The sequence below is a fragment of the Tidjanibacter massiliensis genome, assembly GCF_900104605.1.
Lineage (GTDB): Bacteria > Bacteroidota > Bacteroidia > Bacteroidales > Rikenellaceae > Tidjanibacter > Tidjanibacter inops.
Genome location: NZ_LT629960.1, coordinates 1,086,873 through 1,100,949 on the forward strand (window position 1 = coordinate 1,086,873; position 14,077 = coordinate 1,100,949).

At 57.2% G+C, this 14,077-nt stretch carries 11 protein-coding genes; 3 read left to right on the top strand and 8 right to left on the bottom strand.

Translation table 11 applies throughout. The features are described 5' to 3' along the window. Nucleotides 1-2: 2 nt before the first annotated feature. From BQ5361_RS05710 to BQ5361_RS05720, 3 genes are all read left to right on the top strand, one after another. The gene (locus BQ5361_RS05710; RefSeq protein ID WP_022064375.1) at nucleotides 3-2,450 is read left to right on the top strand and encodes a GumC family protein; all 2,448 of its coding nucleotides are present in this window, start codon (nucleotides 3-5) and stop codon (nucleotides 2,448-2,450) included. A gap of 120 nt (nucleotides 2,451-2,570) precedes the next feature. Beyond that, a complete protein-coding gene (locus BQ5361_RS05715; RefSeq protein ID WP_022064376.1) occupies nucleotides 2,571-2,744 on the top strand; it encodes a hypothetical protein in 174 nt (57 codons plus the stop codon). A gap of 336 nt (nucleotides 2,745-3,080) precedes the next feature. Continuing rightward, complete coding sequence (locus BQ5361_RS05720; RefSeq protein ID WP_035472683.1) at nucleotides 3,081-4,055, top strand: alpha/beta hydrolase; 975 nt, start codon at nucleotides 3,081-3,083, stop codon at nucleotides 4,053-4,055. A 178-nt stretch (nucleotides 4,056-4,233) separates the two neighbouring features. Here BQ5361_RS05720 and BQ5361_RS05725 read toward each other — a convergent pair whose 3' ends face one another. The 8 genes from BQ5361_RS05725 to purC form a co-directional block, all read right to left on the bottom strand. Further along, nucleotides 4,234-5,901: a putative transporter gene (locus tag BQ5361_RS05725; RefSeq protein WP_022064378.1), complete on the bottom strand. Its 1,668-nt coding sequence runs from the start codon at nucleotides 5,899-5,901 to the stop codon at nucleotides 4,234-4,236. Nucleotides 5,902-6,155: 254 nt separating this feature from the next. Then, complete coding sequence (gene folD, locus BQ5361_RS05730; RefSeq protein WP_022064379.1) at nucleotides 6,156-7,007, bottom strand: bifunctional methylenetetrahydrofolate dehydrogenase/methenyltetrahydrofolate cyclohydrolase FolD; 852 nt, start codon at nucleotides 7,005-7,007, stop codon at nucleotides 6,156-6,158. Between the two features lie 112 nt (nucleotides 7,008-7,119). Then, nucleotides 7,120-8,379, bottom strand: coding sequence for a phosphoribosylamine--glycine ligase (gene purD, locus BQ5361_RS05735; RefSeq protein WP_035472562.1), 1,260 nt, complete (start codon nucleotides 8,377-8,379; stop codon nucleotides 7,120-7,122). 87 nt (nucleotides 8,380-8,466) lie between these two features. Further along, entirely contained in the window at nucleotides 8,467-9,996 is a 1,530-nt protein-coding gene (purH, locus tag BQ5361_RS05740; RefSeq protein WP_035472564.1) for a bifunctional phosphoribosylaminoimidazolecarboxamide formyltransferase/IMP cyclohydrolase, read from the bottom strand. Between the two features lie 87 nt (nucleotides 9,997-10,083). Then, entirely contained in the window at nucleotides 10,084-10,677 is a 594-nt protein-coding gene (gene purN, locus BQ5361_RS05745; RefSeq protein WP_035472685.1) for a phosphoribosylglycinamide formyltransferase, read from the bottom strand. A 10-nt stretch (nucleotides 10,678-10,687) separates the two neighbouring features. Beyond that, nucleotides 10,688-11,713, bottom strand: coding sequence for a phosphoribosylformylglycinamidine cyclo-ligase (gene purM, locus BQ5361_RS05750; RefSeq protein WP_035472566.1), 1,026 nt, complete (start codon nucleotides 11,711-11,713; stop codon nucleotides 10,688-10,690). Between the two features lie 24 nt (nucleotides 11,714-11,737). Next, complete coding sequence (gene purF, locus BQ5361_RS05755; protein WP_022064384.1) at nucleotides 11,738-13,150, bottom strand: amidophosphoribosyltransferase; 1,413 nt, start codon at nucleotides 13,148-13,150, stop codon at nucleotides 11,738-11,740. Nucleotides 13,151-13,362: 212 nt separating this feature from the next. Beyond that, complete coding sequence (gene purC, locus BQ5361_RS05760; RefSeq protein ID WP_022064385.1) at nucleotides 13,363-14,070, bottom strand: phosphoribosylaminoimidazolesuccinocarboxamide synthase; 708 nt, start codon at nucleotides 14,068-14,070, stop codon at nucleotides 13,363-13,365. Nucleotides 14,071-14,077: the final 7 nt, after the last annotated feature.

A 14,077-nucleotide genomic window follows, 5' to 3' on the forward strand; every position in this document is an offset into this window, starting at 1 on the left:
CAATGACCGAGAATAACAAAGACATCATCGACGGCAGGAAAGAGGAGGAAAACAAATCCATCACCCTGCGGGATATTTTCGATTTCATCGTATTCAATTGGTATTGGTTCGCCCTCTCGGCAATCGCATTCGCGGGCATCGGTATCGTATATGCCCTCTCGCGGCCCGACGTATACCGCTCCTCCGCCATGGTGCTCATCGACGAACAGTACAACCGTTCGTCGAACAGCGACCTGACAGGATTCATGCCCGGCCGCATGATGTACCGTACCAACAGCGGAGTCGAGGACGAACTGCTCATCATGGGCTCGCGCTCCATCATGGAACGCGTGGTAGCCGAACTGGACGCCAACATCGTCTACGCCACCAAATCGAAACTCCGGTACAGCTACCTGACTGCCGAAAGTTCTCCTCTGAAACTGACGGCAGATACCATCCGCTATACCTTCAACATTCATATCAAATCGATAGAAGATGCAGACGGAAGCTTCAAGGCACTCCTCGAATACCGGCTGCCGGGGCAGAAGACTACGGAAAAGACCATTACCGGAGCCTTCGGAGAGACAATCCGCGACACGGTCGGAGTCTTCCGGCTCGAACGGGCCGTGGCGACGGCCGGATACAACCCGAAAGCTGCAAACTCCCTGAGAATTTATGTCCGTCCCGTACGGAACGCCGCCGAAGCATACGCCAAAGCGCTGCACGTAGCGCAGGCCCAGAAATTTTCCAATATCGTCAATGTCTCCATCTCCGACCATAACCCGCAGAAGGCGGCGGCGCTGACGAACAAGCTCATCGAGGTCTATAACGAAGACGCCATCAACAGCAAGCGCCGGACGGCCGAAGCGACCATGCGGTTCATCGACGAACGCCTGCAGGCAGTGGAAGGTGAACTCTCCGACGTCGATACGGCCATCGAAAAGTTCAAAAGCGACAACTCCGCGGTAGACATCATTTCGGAGACGAAACTCTCGCTCGAAACCTCCCGTCAATACGAAGACGACCTGCTCAAGACGGAAATACAGTTGGAGATGCTCTCCGCCATAGGCGACATCCTCAACGGAAAGGAGGAAATCGGCATCCTGCCGGTCAATATCGGAATAGAGAACCAGGCCCTGTCGAACGCCATCAACAAATACAACGAACTGGTACTCGAAAGGATGCGGCTGGGAACGGAGACTTCGGACGACAACCCCGTCATCCGGGAGATGAACGCACAGATAATCTCCATGCAGCATTCGCTGAAAAAATCCATAGAGAATGTCGCCAACTCCCTCCAGATACAGAACGAGTCACTCCGGCAACAGCTCGCCCAGGTATCCGACAAGGTCAGCAACATCCCCTATCTGGAACGCGAAACCGTTTCGATAGAACGGAACCAGGAAATCAAGGCAGCCCTCTACACCTACCTCCTCAACAAACGTGAGGAGACGGCCCTCTCCATGGTGGCCACCACCCCGGTCGCCCAAGTCATCGACAAGGCGCTGGTAAACCCCATCCACGTCGCACCGCACAGGTCCATGATTGTCCTGCTGTTTTTCGCCATCGGACTCATCCTTCCGGCCATCGTCATCTACCTGATAGAGCAACTGCGGGTGAAGGTCGGAAGCGTCAGCGAAGTGGAAGACAACATCCATGTCCCGATAATAGGTGCCATTCCCTCCAAAACCGCCGGCATGCACAACGACAAGATAGTCTCCCCGAACAGCCGGGATGTCGTCACGGAGGCCTTCCGAATGGTACGTACCAACTTGGACTTCACCATGCCGCAGGGCGGTAAGGTCATCATGGTCACTTCGTCCATGCCGGGCGAGGGGAAGAGTTTCGTATCCATCAACCTCTCCCTGACGCTGGGCATCGCCGGAAAACGGGTACTGCTGGTAGACCTCGACCTACGCAAAGCCTCCCTTTCGGAGAAAATCAGCGGACGCAGGCAGACCAAGGGATTGGTCAATTATCTGGTGAAAAAGGAGGAGAATCTCGACAACCTCATCAGCCACAACGCCATGCACAACGTCGATGTGCTTTATGTCGGCGTCATTCCCCCGAACCCGGCCGAACTGCTCATGGGCGACCGGATAACACAGACTTTCGAGGAGCTGAAACAGATGTACGACTACGTCGTCGTCGATACTCCGCCTATCGGACTGGTAACCGACACCATGCTCATCAACCGGATAGCCGACCTGACCGTATTCTCGGTACGCGTAGGCAAATCGTTCAAACGCAACCTGGTGGGTATCAACATACTCAACGACCGCAAGACGCTGCGTAACATGAATGTCATCATCACCGATATCGGTGCAGCCAGACGATACACCCGCGAAACCTCCACCTATGGTTACGGCTATGGGTACGGATACGGTTACGGATACGGCAACGAAAAGAAAATGACCCTCAAGACCCGGTTCCGGCTGTTCTGGAAAAATCTGAAAAAGAGGAAAGAATAAGGTTCAACTGAAGGTTAACTTCGTTCAGTACCGTAAATCAGGCTGTAACTCTTGGGAAAACCGTTTTTTTATATAATTTTGTAGGAGAGAAGTAACCTAAATCTTAAAAACTATAGAACTATGCAGACATTAGTAGACAAAATCAACGAACAAATCGAAATCTTCCAGACGAACGCGAACCTTCAACTGACCAAGAACAACAAGGCTGCCGGTACGCGTGCACGCAAAGCGGCTTTGGAGATTTCCAAACTCATGAAAGAATTCCGGAAAGAATCGGTAGAAGCTTCCAAATAAGAGCATTCGAACAACATAAAGGGCCGTCCTTTGCAAGGACGGCCCTTTATGTTGCCTCTTCTTTACCCGTTACGTCTTCTCTCCCTTCCCCTCGCTGCTGCAGCCGGCACCCGGGACATCCCGGCTCTCCATGCACGCCATCTCCGAGCCACTACCGGTAATTAAGGTAATACAATCCGTAATTCATCTATCATACGGCACCGCATGCCTCCCTACCTTTGCCATACCGGTTCCGGGAAGAAGTTTCCCGAATCCGGCAACACATTCCAACACACCCAATATATCGGCAACATGAAAAAACGCATTATTCTTATCACAATTCTAACAACGACGATTATGAATGGGATTCATGCTCAGGAAAACGGAAAGACCTTCAAGGTCAGCGACAAGGTAACGGTTGAAAATGTACGGTACGACAACCGTTTCGGTATAACGGTCGCAGCAGACATGTACCTGCCCAAAGGGCTGGATACGACGAAAAAATATCCGGCCATCGTTATCGGCACCCCCTACGGAGGCGTAAAGGAACAAGGTGCCGGCATCTATGCGATGGTGCTTGCCGAACGCGGATTCGTAACACTTGCATTCGACGAATCATACAACGGGGAGAGCGGCGGAGAACCCCGCCATGTCTCCTCGCCGGACATCTTCGTCGAGGATTTCAGCGCCAGCGTCGATTTCATCGGTACGCGGCCCTTCGTGGACAGGGAGCGTATCGGAGCGATAGGACTCTGCGGAGCGGGCGGTTTCGCAGTCACCGCCGCACAGGTAGACAAACGCATCAAGGCCGTTGCGACGGCAAGCATGTACGACATCAGCCGGGCCGACCATTACGGTTGGAAGGATTCCATGACCAAGGATGAGTACGATGCCATGCTCGAACGGCTCGGCGAACAGCGCTGGAAAGATTTCGAGAAGGGGGAACCGGAATACCTCCCCTCATTTCCGCCCGATGCGACCACCGCGGTACCGGAAGAACTCGACGCCATCAGCGCGGAATTCTGGGAATACTATGCCATGGAACGCGGCCACCATCCCCGTGCCCGGGGCGGATTCACCACCACCAGCCACCTTTCATTCATCAACTTTCCGCTGATGGAGTATATCGAGACCATCGCGCCCCGACCTCTGTTGTTCATCATCGGCGAAGAGGCACACTCCCGTTACTTCAGCGAGGACGCCTACGAGAGGGCTGCGGAGCCGAAAGAGCTTTACGTCGTTCCGGGAGCCCGCCATATCGACCTATACGACCGCACGGAGATGATTCCTTTCGACAAACTCGAAAGTTTCTTCACGGAATACCTGAAATAAACCCGCTCCGGGAGCCTCCTCCCGTGTTTTACGGAGAGAACGCAGGCAACGCCCCTTTACCATCCGGCCCTCTCCGCCCGCAAATACACTCCGCAGATACGGGACAGCGGCACCGCACAAACAAGACGGGGATGCACTTTTCCGTGCATCCCCGCAATCTTGTTCCCGGATTCAGCCGCTATACCGCAAGCAGAATAAGCATCTGGGCCGTGATAATTCGCAGAAACATGGTAAGCGGATAGACCGTCGTATATCCCACTGCCGGAAGGTCGTTGGGCGATATGCTGGAGGCGAAGGAGAGTGCGGGCGGGTCGGTCGTTCCGCCGGCCATCATCCCCATCAGCGTAAAGAAATCCACCTTTCCCCATTTGTGTGCGATGAACCCGGTGATGAGCAGGGGCAGGACGGTAATGATGAAACCGTACCCAATCCACTTCCAGCCGCCGCCGACAATCGTCTCCACGAATCCGCTGCCGGCGCCGAGCCCTACGGCCGCCAGGAACATCGAAATACCTATCTCCCTCAGCATGAGGTTCGCACTGACAGTGGTATAGGTTATCATCCGGATTTTCGGCCCGAAACGGCCCACGAGTATGGCTACCACGAGTGTACCGCCGGCGAGGCCGAGCTTCACCGGCTGGGGAATATTGCCGAAGTAGAAAGGAATGCTGCCGAGCAGTGCACCGAGCAGCAGGCAGACGAATATCGGAATGATATTGGGATGGCGGAGCCGCTTGAGCTGGTTGCCGAGCATGTTGGCCACATCCTGGAGGGCCGCCTCCTCGCCCACCACCGTGAGCCGGTCGCCCATCTGGAGCTGAAGGTTGGCTGTTGCCGCAAGGTCGATACCCGCACGGTTCACCCGGACAACGTTCACGCCGAAATTGTTTCTCAACTTGAGGTCGCCGAGATAGCGGCCGTTAATCTGCGGTTTGGTAATCACGATACGGCGCGAAACGTACTTCTGGTTCTCCTCGCGCCATTTGTCATCATCCACGGTCACCTCTTCGCCGATAAACGATGCCACACGGGCGGAATCCTTGGCGGAAACGACCATGTAAAGGACGTCATCCAGATTGATGACCGAATGGCCGGCCGCAATGTCCACCGTCCCGTCCGGATGCATGATACGCGAAATGACGAACCTGTTCGTACAGAGTTTCTTCATATCGGCGATTTTCTTGCCCGAGAAGACGGGATTCGTCACCTTCACGGAAACGGTGTTCGTAGCGGAAGGGTCGTCGCGGCGGGCCTCTTCGAGCCGTTTGTTCTCAGCCTCTATATTGACGCGGAAAATCACGCGGAGCAGTATCATCGAAAGGATGATGCCGATAACGCCCAACGGATAGGCCACCGCATACCCCATGGCAATGGAGGGGTCACTGACACCGGTCGCATCATGATACGCCTCCTGCGCTGCACCGAGACCGGGGGTATTGGTCACGGCACCGCAGAGAATACCGGTCATCGTAGTCAGCTTCACATCCGCCACCTTGCAGAGGATTAAGGCGATACCCACGCTCAAAGCGATACTCAGCACGGCGAAGCCGTTGAGCTTGAGGCCGCCTTTTCTGAACGAAGAGAAGAAGCTCGGCCCTACCTGCATGCCCACGGCGAAGATGAAGACGATGAGGCCGAAATCCCTGATGAAGCCCAGCACCACCGGGTCGAGCACCAGGCCGAAATGGCTGGCAACGATACCTACGAAGAGTATCCACGTCATGCCCAAAGAAACGCCGGCCACCTTGATTTTAGCCAATGCCGCTCCCACGGCTATCACAAGGGCCAGCAACAGAATAGAATGAGCTATCCCCGTTCCGAAGACGAGCTCCCTGAACCACTCCATAAATTAAGTTTAAGTTTGCGCGGTCGCGCGGTTAGTCGATTAAACGGTTTTTTAATTGCTTAAAACGGCGCAAAGATACCGCCTTTATTTGAAAGAAAGAAAAATATGCCGAAAATCCTCCCCTGATTGTAACATGCGGCCTCAGCGGAAACCAATTTCATCCATGCACCTGCTATGCAGAAGCGGAGCGGCGCCGTGCATCTTCTGCACGGCGCCGCTTCACGCCTTAGCCGCAGACAAGGCCCTGCCGCCAATCAGCCTCTCATACGCCGTTCAAAAGCCTCTATCGTATTTTCCAACAATATCGTGATAGTCATGGGGCCCACCCCTCCCGGCACTTTCGTTATCATGCCGGCAACCGGTTCGCAGGCGGCGAAATCGACATCACCGCACAGTTTGCCGGTTTCCGGGTCGCGGTTCACGCCAACGTCTATCACCACGGCGCCCGGTTTCACCATATCGGCCGTGACGAACTTCGGACGGCCTATGGCCACCACCAGGATGTCGGCCTCGCGCGTCACTTCCGGCAGGTTCTTCGTCCGGCTGTGGGCTATCGTCACGGTCGCATTCTCGTCGAGCAGCAGTTTAGCGACCGGCAAACCGACGATATTGCTTCTTCCTATGACGACCGCACGCTTTCCCGCTATTTCCGTGCCCGTACTCTTCAGCAGCCGGATGATGCCTTTCGGAGTACACGGCAGCAGGCACTCCTGCCTGAGCCAGAGGGAGGCCACATTGAGCGGATGGAAACCGTCCACATCCTTCCCGCGGTCGATGGCTGCGATGACCTTGTCGGAGTCGATGTGTTTCGGAAGAGGCAACTGCACGAGGATACCGTCCACCTCCTTATCGGCATTCAGCTCCTCTATCAACGCCAGCATCTCCGCTTCGGTAATCGTCTCCGGACGGCGGATGGTGGTATTCCGTATCCCTATCTCGTCTGCCGCCTTGGCCTTGCCCGCCACATACGACACACTGCCCGGGTCCTCGCCGACAAGCACCACCACCAGATGCGGTACCCTGCCGTATTTCTGTTCAAGTTCCTTCACTCTGACGGCCATCTGCCGCTTCATCTCCATCGAAAGTTCTTTCCCGCTTATTACCATAATCGCTTGTCAATTTATTCTTTCCGCCACCGCAATGACGTTCAATTCGAATCGATTCCCCTCGCCGCCTTTCCAGAAAGAGAGCCGGCGTAGGGAGGCACCTCCGTCCCCCTCAATGTTCCAGTGCCGCAGCGCCGATATCGGTGCGGTAAAACAGGTTGTCGCACGCTACCCTGCCCACACCCTGTATGGCTTTCAGCCGCGCCTCGGCGAGCGTATCCCCGCGCCCTACCACTATCAGCACCCGGCCGCCCGCCGTCACCAATCCGTCTCCGGACCACGCCGTTCCCATATGGTAGACCCGGATATCGGGGTCATTCAACGCATCGAGCCCCCCGATGGGGAAGCCTTTTTCGCACGAGCCCGGATAACCTTTGGAAGCCAGCACGATACCGAGTGCGGCACGGTCGTCCCATACGGGCTCTTCCACCGGACTCCCGTCGGCCACCCCGGCAAAAATATCGTATATGTCGCTCTTCAGGCGCGGCAATACCACCTCCGTCTCGGGGTCGCCGAAACGGGCATTGAATTCGATTACCTTGATGCCGTCCCGCGTCTTCATCAGGCCGCCGTAGAGGACACCCGTAAAGGGGAGCCCCTCGAGCACCATGGCCGCCGCCGTCTTCTTCATGATATTGTCCAGTGCAAACCGGCGTTCATCCTCGCTGATGAACGGAACGGGCGAATAGGCGCCCATACCGCCCGTATTGGGCCCCCGGTCGCCGTCGTAGGCCCGCTTATGGTCCTGGGCCAACGGCATCGGCCAGACATCGGAACCCGACACGAAACACATAAACGAGAACTCCGGCCCTTCGAGATAATCCTCTACGATGACGCGCCCGTGGCCGAACTTGTCGTCGAGAAGCATGTCCCGCAGAGCAGCCTCCGCCTCCTCCATACTCCGGGCGATGACCACCCCTTTCCCGGCCGCCAGGCCGTCGTACTTGAGCACCGCAGGCAACGGCCGCGATGCCACGTAGTCCAACGCCTCCCGGTAGTCGTCGAACGGACGATAAGCGGCCGTCGGAATATCGTACCGCATCATCAGCTCCTTAGCGAACTCCTTGCTCGTCTCGATACGGGCAGCGGCAGCGGTCGGCCCGAAGATGCGAAGGCCATGACTACGGAATTCGTCCACGATTCCGGCCTGAAGGGCGGCTTCCGGTCCGACCACCGTCAAGTCGATGTCCTTCTTCTGCGCGAAAGCCAGCAGTCCCTGCACGTCGGTATCCTTCAGCGGCACATTCTCCGCCACTTCCGCCGTACCGGCATTGCCCGGTGCGACGTATATCTTTTCCACTTTAGGCGAACGGCGAAGCGCATCCGCTATCGCATGGCAGCGTCCGCCGCCCCCTACTACAAGCACTTTCATCTTTTTCTCTCTCTTTTCGTTTCCAAAAGCAGGTCTCCGGATTCCGCGGAACGAACCGTCTGCCGCACCGCCTCCTTCGGACCGGCGTCAGTGTTTGAAATGGCGTTCGCCGGTGAATACCATGGCGATACCGAGTTCATCGGCCTTCACGACGGAATCCTCGTCATGAATGCTGCCGCCGGGCTGCACGATGGCCGACACACCATAACCCGCCGCCAGCGTCACCGTATCGTCGAAGGGCAGGAAACCGTCCGACGCGAGCACGAGCCCTTCGGTCAACCCCTTCTCCCGGGCCTCCCGCAGGGCGATTTCAGCCGACCCCACGCGGTTCATCTGTCCCGCGCCGATGCCTGCCGTACACCCGTCCTTCACCACCACGATGGCGTTGGACTTCACATGCTTCACGATACGCCAAGCGAAATCCATATCCGCAAGCAGAGCCGCTTCGGGCCGCCGCTTCGTTACGGCCATCTCCGCCGTGACGGTACAGGTCTCCGTATCGAGGTCCTGTACGAGCAGACCGCCGTTCACGCTCACGAGCTGGCGTTCGCGGACGCCCGTGCGCCGCATGTCCACTTCGAGCAGACGCAGGTTCTTCTTTTTGGTCAATATTTCGAGCGCCTCCTTCGAAAACGAGGGTGCGATGATGATTTCCAGAAAGACGGGCTTCATCGCCAACGCCGTCGCGGCATCCACTTCGCGGTTCACCGCTACGATACCGCCGTAGATGCTCACCTTGTCTGCCTCGTAAGCCTTGCTCCATGCCTGGGCAATGTCCCGGCCCACAGCAGCTCCGCACGGATTCATGTGCTTGAGCCCCACGCAAAACGGCGCATCGAACTCCCGAACGATATTGAGCGCCGCATTGGCATCCTGTATATTATTATAGGAGAGCTCCTTGCCGTTGAGCTGGCGGGCGAACGCCAGGGAGAAGGGCACGGGTTCGGCCCCGCGGTAGAACCTGGCCTGCTGGTGGGGATTCTCGCCGTAACGCAGCGGCTGCACGATGTCGAAATCCAGGAAGAGCTTCTCCGGCAGACCGGCTTTTTCCCGCAGGTAGGTCGCAATGCAGGCATCGTACTGCGCCGTATGGGTAAATGCCTTAGCCGAAAGCATGAGCCGCGTTTCGGAGCGGGTATTGCCGCCCGCGCGTATCTCGTCGAGCACCCGTCCGTAATCCTGCGGGTCGCATACCACCGTCACGTCGCGGTAGTTCTTGGCGGCGCTGCGGAGCATGGAAGGACCGCCTATGTCGATATTCTCTATCGCATCCTCCATCGAAACGCCCTCTTTGGCTATCGTCTGGCGGAAGGGATAAAGGTTCACGCAGACCATGTCGATGAACTCGATGCCGTTTTCGCGCAGCGCCTCCAGATGCGAGGGCAGGTCGCGGCGGGCGAGCAGCCCCCCGTGTACCTTGGGATGGAGCGTCTTCACGCGCCCGTCGCATATCTCCGGGAATCCCGTCACGTCGCTGATATTGATTACTTCCAGCCCCGCATCGCGCAGCAGCTTCATGGTACCGCCCGTGGCGATGATGTCCCAACCCAGTCTCTTCAAACCGTCCGCAAACTCCACGACGCCCGTTTTGTCGCTAACGCTGATAAGTGCTCTCATTTTCTATCGTTTTATATTTCCAAATCTCTGTTTCCACCTGCCCGCCCAGACGACCGACCGCCATACCGGCGGCCAATCGAACGGACGTTACCTGTTCCGTCCGGCGAGCAGGCCGGCTATCGCCTCCACATAGAGCGGATGTTCCACCGCATGTACCATCGCCTCCAGCTCCTGCACATCGGCACCGGTATAGTCGAAAGCCCGCTGGGCAATAATCTTCCCGCCGTCCAACTCGTCATTCACATAATGCACCGTCACGCCGTACACCTTCACGCCGTATTCGAAAGCGTCCCGAATGGCATGGGCGCCCTTGAAAGCGGGCAGCAGCGAGGGATGTATGTTGACGATGCGCCCGCCATAGGCATCGAGCATCACACGGGAGAGTATCCGCATGTATCCGGCCAGGCAGACCAGTTCCACACCGCGCTCGTCGAGCATGCGCACGATGTCCTGTTCATAAGCCTCCTTCGAGACATAATCCTTCGGACGAAAGGCGAACGTCTCTACACCCAGCCGTGCGGCCCGTTCGCAGACGTAAGCGCCCGGCCTGTCGCATACGAGCAGTACCACCCGCGCATCGAGACGGCCGTCGGCGCACGCCGCGGCTATCGCCTCGAAATTGCTGCCGTTACCGCTGGCGAATACGGCGAGCCTGTGTCCTTTACCCACATTTCTCTCCATCGGCAGCATGTTATTTTATCACGACGCCCTCCCGGTCGGTGACACGGCCGATGACCGACGCCCGTTCGCCGTATCCCTCGAGTATCGCCACGGCCTTCGCCGCATCCTCCTCGGGCAAGGCGATGACCATGCCGATGCCCATATTGAAGATATTGAACATCTCGCGGTGCGCTATCCGGCCGTACTTCTCCAGAAAACGGAACACGGGGAGTATCTCCCACGAACCTTCCGTCACCTCGATTCCCTGCCCCTCCTTCAGGATGCGGGGAATATTCTCGTCGAAACCGCCGCCCGTAATGTGACTGATGCCGTGCACATCGCACTGTGCAATCACATCGAGCACCTGCTTCACATAGATTTTCGTCGGCGTCAGCAGTACTTCGCCGAGCGTGCGCTCCCCAAGTTCGGGATAGACCTTATCCAACTCGAAACCATTGTCCGACACAATCTTGCGCACAAGACTGAAACCGTTGGAGTGTACGCCGCTCGACGCAATCCCCACCAGCACATCGCCCGCCGCCACCTTGGAACAGTCGATAAGACGCGCCTTCTCCACCACGCCGCACGTAAACCCGGCAATATCGTAATCGTCACCGGCATACATCCCCGGCATCTCGGCCGTCTCGCCGCCCACGAGAGCGCACCCTGCCTGGCGGCAGCCGTCGGCAACGCCCGAAACGATGGCCTCTACCTTCACCGGGTCATTGATGCCGAGCGCGATATAGTCGAGGAAGAAGATGGGTTCGGCCCCCTGTGCGAGAACGTCGTTCACGCACATGGCCACGGCATCGATACCGATAGTATCGTGCCGGTCCATCTGAATGGCTATTTTCAGCTTGGTACCCACGCCGTCTGTCCCGCTCACGAGCACCGGTTCGGCCACTCCGAGCCTGGACAGGTCGAACATGCCGCCGAAGGCACCTATGTTGCCCATCACGCCGGTACGTGCCGTGGATGCGACGTGTTTCTTGATACGCCTCACCCCTTCGTAGCCCGCTTCGAGGTTCACACCCGCTTCTTCATAACTCTTTGCCATAAATATCTTGTTTTTCGTATGTTATCAGCATTTTTTATCCTTGTTCACATCGTGTATCGACTGGTAGAGCGCCGTGGGATAACGGCCGTTAAAGCAGGCGATGCACAACTCTTTCCGGCCGCCGGCCGCCTTGTAGAGCGCCTCGGGCGAGAGCCATACCAGCGAATCGGCCCCGATGAGCCGGCGTACCGCTTCGAGGTCCTTCTCCCGGGCGCATATCAATTCGTCATAGGTAGACATGTCTACCCCGTAGAAACAGGGATGGGTGATGGCCGGACTGGCAATACGCATGTGTATCTCCTTGGCGCCCGACTGGCGGAGCATCTTCACGATACGGCGCGAGGTCGTACCGCGCACGATGGAGTCGTCTACGATGACCAGCCTCTTGCCCTCGACGATGCTGCGCACCGGCGAGAGTTTCATCCGTACCCCCTTCTCCCGCAGCTCCTGCGAGGGTTGGATGAAGGTACGCCCCACGTATTTGTTCTTGATGAGTCCCATCTCGTAGGGAATGCCGCTCGCCTCGCTGTAACCGATGGCGGCACTGAGACTCGAATCGGGCACGCCCACCACGATATCGGCATCCACCGGGGCCTCCTCGTAGAGCATACGCCCGGTCTCCTTACGGAAAGCATGGACGTTCGTACCCTCGATATCGCTGTCGGGACGGGCGAAATAGACATACTCCATCGCGCACATGTTGTAGTGTTTGAACTTGGAGTAGTCCACGCTCTGCAGGCCGTTCACGTCGATGATGACCACCTCGCCGGGAGCCACGTCGCGGATGAACTCGGCTCCTACCACCTCGAAGGCGCAGGTTTCGCTGCTGACCACATAGCCGTCGCCGAGTTTCCCTATCGAGAGCGGCCGCAGGCCGTGCTTGTCGCGGCATGCGTATATCTTGCTGGCCGTCATGATGAGCAGCGCGAAGGCCCCCTCGACCATGTTCAGCGCTTCGAGGATGGGGAAGATGCGGTCACGGCTGTCGGTCTCCTTCTTGATGAGGTGGGCGAATATCTCGCTGTCGGAAGTGGAGTGGAACAGACTGCCCCGCTCCTCAAGGAACGTTTTCAGTTGGAAGGAGTTGACGAGATTGCCGTTATGAGCCAGCGCGAAGTCGCCCGTACTGTGCATGAACATGAAGGGCTGGACATTGTCGATGCCGCCCCCTCCCGTGGTCGAGTAGCGCACGTGTCCTATCGCCATGTTTCCCGTCAGCGTCCGGAGGTTGTCTTCGTTGAAGACCTCCGTCACGAGTCCCTCGCCCTTGACACGGTGGAACGTGCGGTTGTCCACGCTCACGATGCCGCACCCTTCCTGGCCGCGGTGCTGGAGCGAATGAAGTCCATAATAGGTGAGCGACGCGGCCTTCTCCACGCCGAACACGCCGAACACGCCACACTCCTCATGGATTTGCCTGTCCTGATAATTAGCCATTTGTCTTGTCCTCCCAATAAAAATACCGTTCCGGCCCCCTCCCTGCGGAAGCCCGTACGTCATATATTCGTCAAAAATAAAAAAAGGGAAGCACACACGCAAGGAAAAAACTCCCCGCACATGCGCACTTTCGGTCCCTTATCCGAAAAAGCCATCCGGCCCCATAATCACAAACGTCCTTACGGGACCGGAATCGTATTCCCCGCTTCCGCTTATTTCGTAAGCCTGTGGAGTATCTCCTCGTATGCTTCGCGCACCTTACCCAGGTCGCGGCGGAACCTGTCCTTATCGAGTTTCTCGTTCGTCTGGGAATCCCACAGACGGCAGGTATCCGGACTGATTTCATCGGCCAGCACGATTTTGCCGTCGCTCGTCTTGCCGAACTCGATTTTGAAGTCCACGAGCGTGATGCCCAACTTCTTGAACAGGTCGGTCAGCAGTACGTTGATGCGGCGCGTCAGTTCGAACATCTCGTCGAGCTCCTCGTAGGTGGCGATGCCGAGGGCTACCGCATGGTCGTTGTTGATGAGCGGGTCGCCGAGCTCGTCCTTCTTGTAACAGATGTCGATGATGGTGTTCGACGGCTTCGTTCCCTCCGGGATGTCGAGCCGCTTGGCCATCGAACCCGCGATGACGTTGCGCACGATAACCTCCAGGGGGAATATCGTGACGCGGCGGCAGAGCTGGTCGCGGTCGTTGAGCTGTTCGATGAAATGGGTCGGTATACCGTTCTCAATCAGATATTTGAATATGATAGTGGATATCTGGTTGTTAAGCAACCCCTTCGCCTCTATCGTCGCCTTCTTGACGTTGTTGTATGCCGTGGCGTCGTCCTTGTAATGGATAACGATAAGGTCGGGGTCGTCCGTCAGGAACACCTGTTTTGCCTTGCCCTCGTAGAGCATTTCGCGCTTTTCCATAGTTGTT

Coding starts and splice junctions, on each gene's coding strand:
- BQ5361_RS05710 (WP_022064375.1), top strand. CDS start 3: ATGACCGAGAATAACAAAGACATCATCGACGGCAGGAAAGAGGAGGAA.
- BQ5361_RS05715 (WP_022064376.1), top strand. CDS start 2,571: ATGCAGACATTAGTAGACAAAATCAACGAACAAATCGAAATCTTCCAG.
- BQ5361_RS05720 (WP_035472683.1), top strand. CDS start 3,081: ATGAATGGGATTCATGCTCAGGAAAACGGAAAGACCTTCAAGGTCAGC.
- BQ5361_RS05725 (WP_022064378.1), bottom strand. CDS start 5,901: ATGGAGTGGTTCAGGGAGCTCGTCTTCGGAACGGGGATAGCTCATTCT.
- folD (WP_022064379.1), bottom strand. CDS start 7,007: ATGGTAATAAGCGGGAAAGAACTTTCGATGGAGATGAAGCGGCAGATG.
- purD (WP_035472562.1), bottom strand. CDS start 8,379: ATGAAAGTGCTTGTAGTAGGGGGCGGCGGACGCTGCCATGCGATAGCG.
- purH (WP_035472564.1), bottom strand. CDS start 9,996: ATGAGAGCACTTATCAGCGTTAGCGACAAAACGGGCGTCGTGGAGTTT.
- purN (WP_035472685.1), bottom strand. CDS start 10,677: ATGGAGAGAAATGTGGGTAAAGGACACAGGCTCGCCGTATTCGCCAGC.
- purM (WP_035472566.1), bottom strand. CDS start 11,713: ATGGCAAAGAGTTATGAAGAAGCGGGTGTGAACCTCGAAGCGGGCTAC.
- purF (WP_022064384.1), bottom strand. CDS start 13,150: ATGGCTAATTATCAGGACAGGCAAATCCATGAGGAGTGTGGCGTGTTC.
- purC (WP_022064385.1), bottom strand. CDS start 14,070: ATGGAAAAGCGCGAAATGCTCTACGAGGGCAAGGCAAAACAGGTGTTC.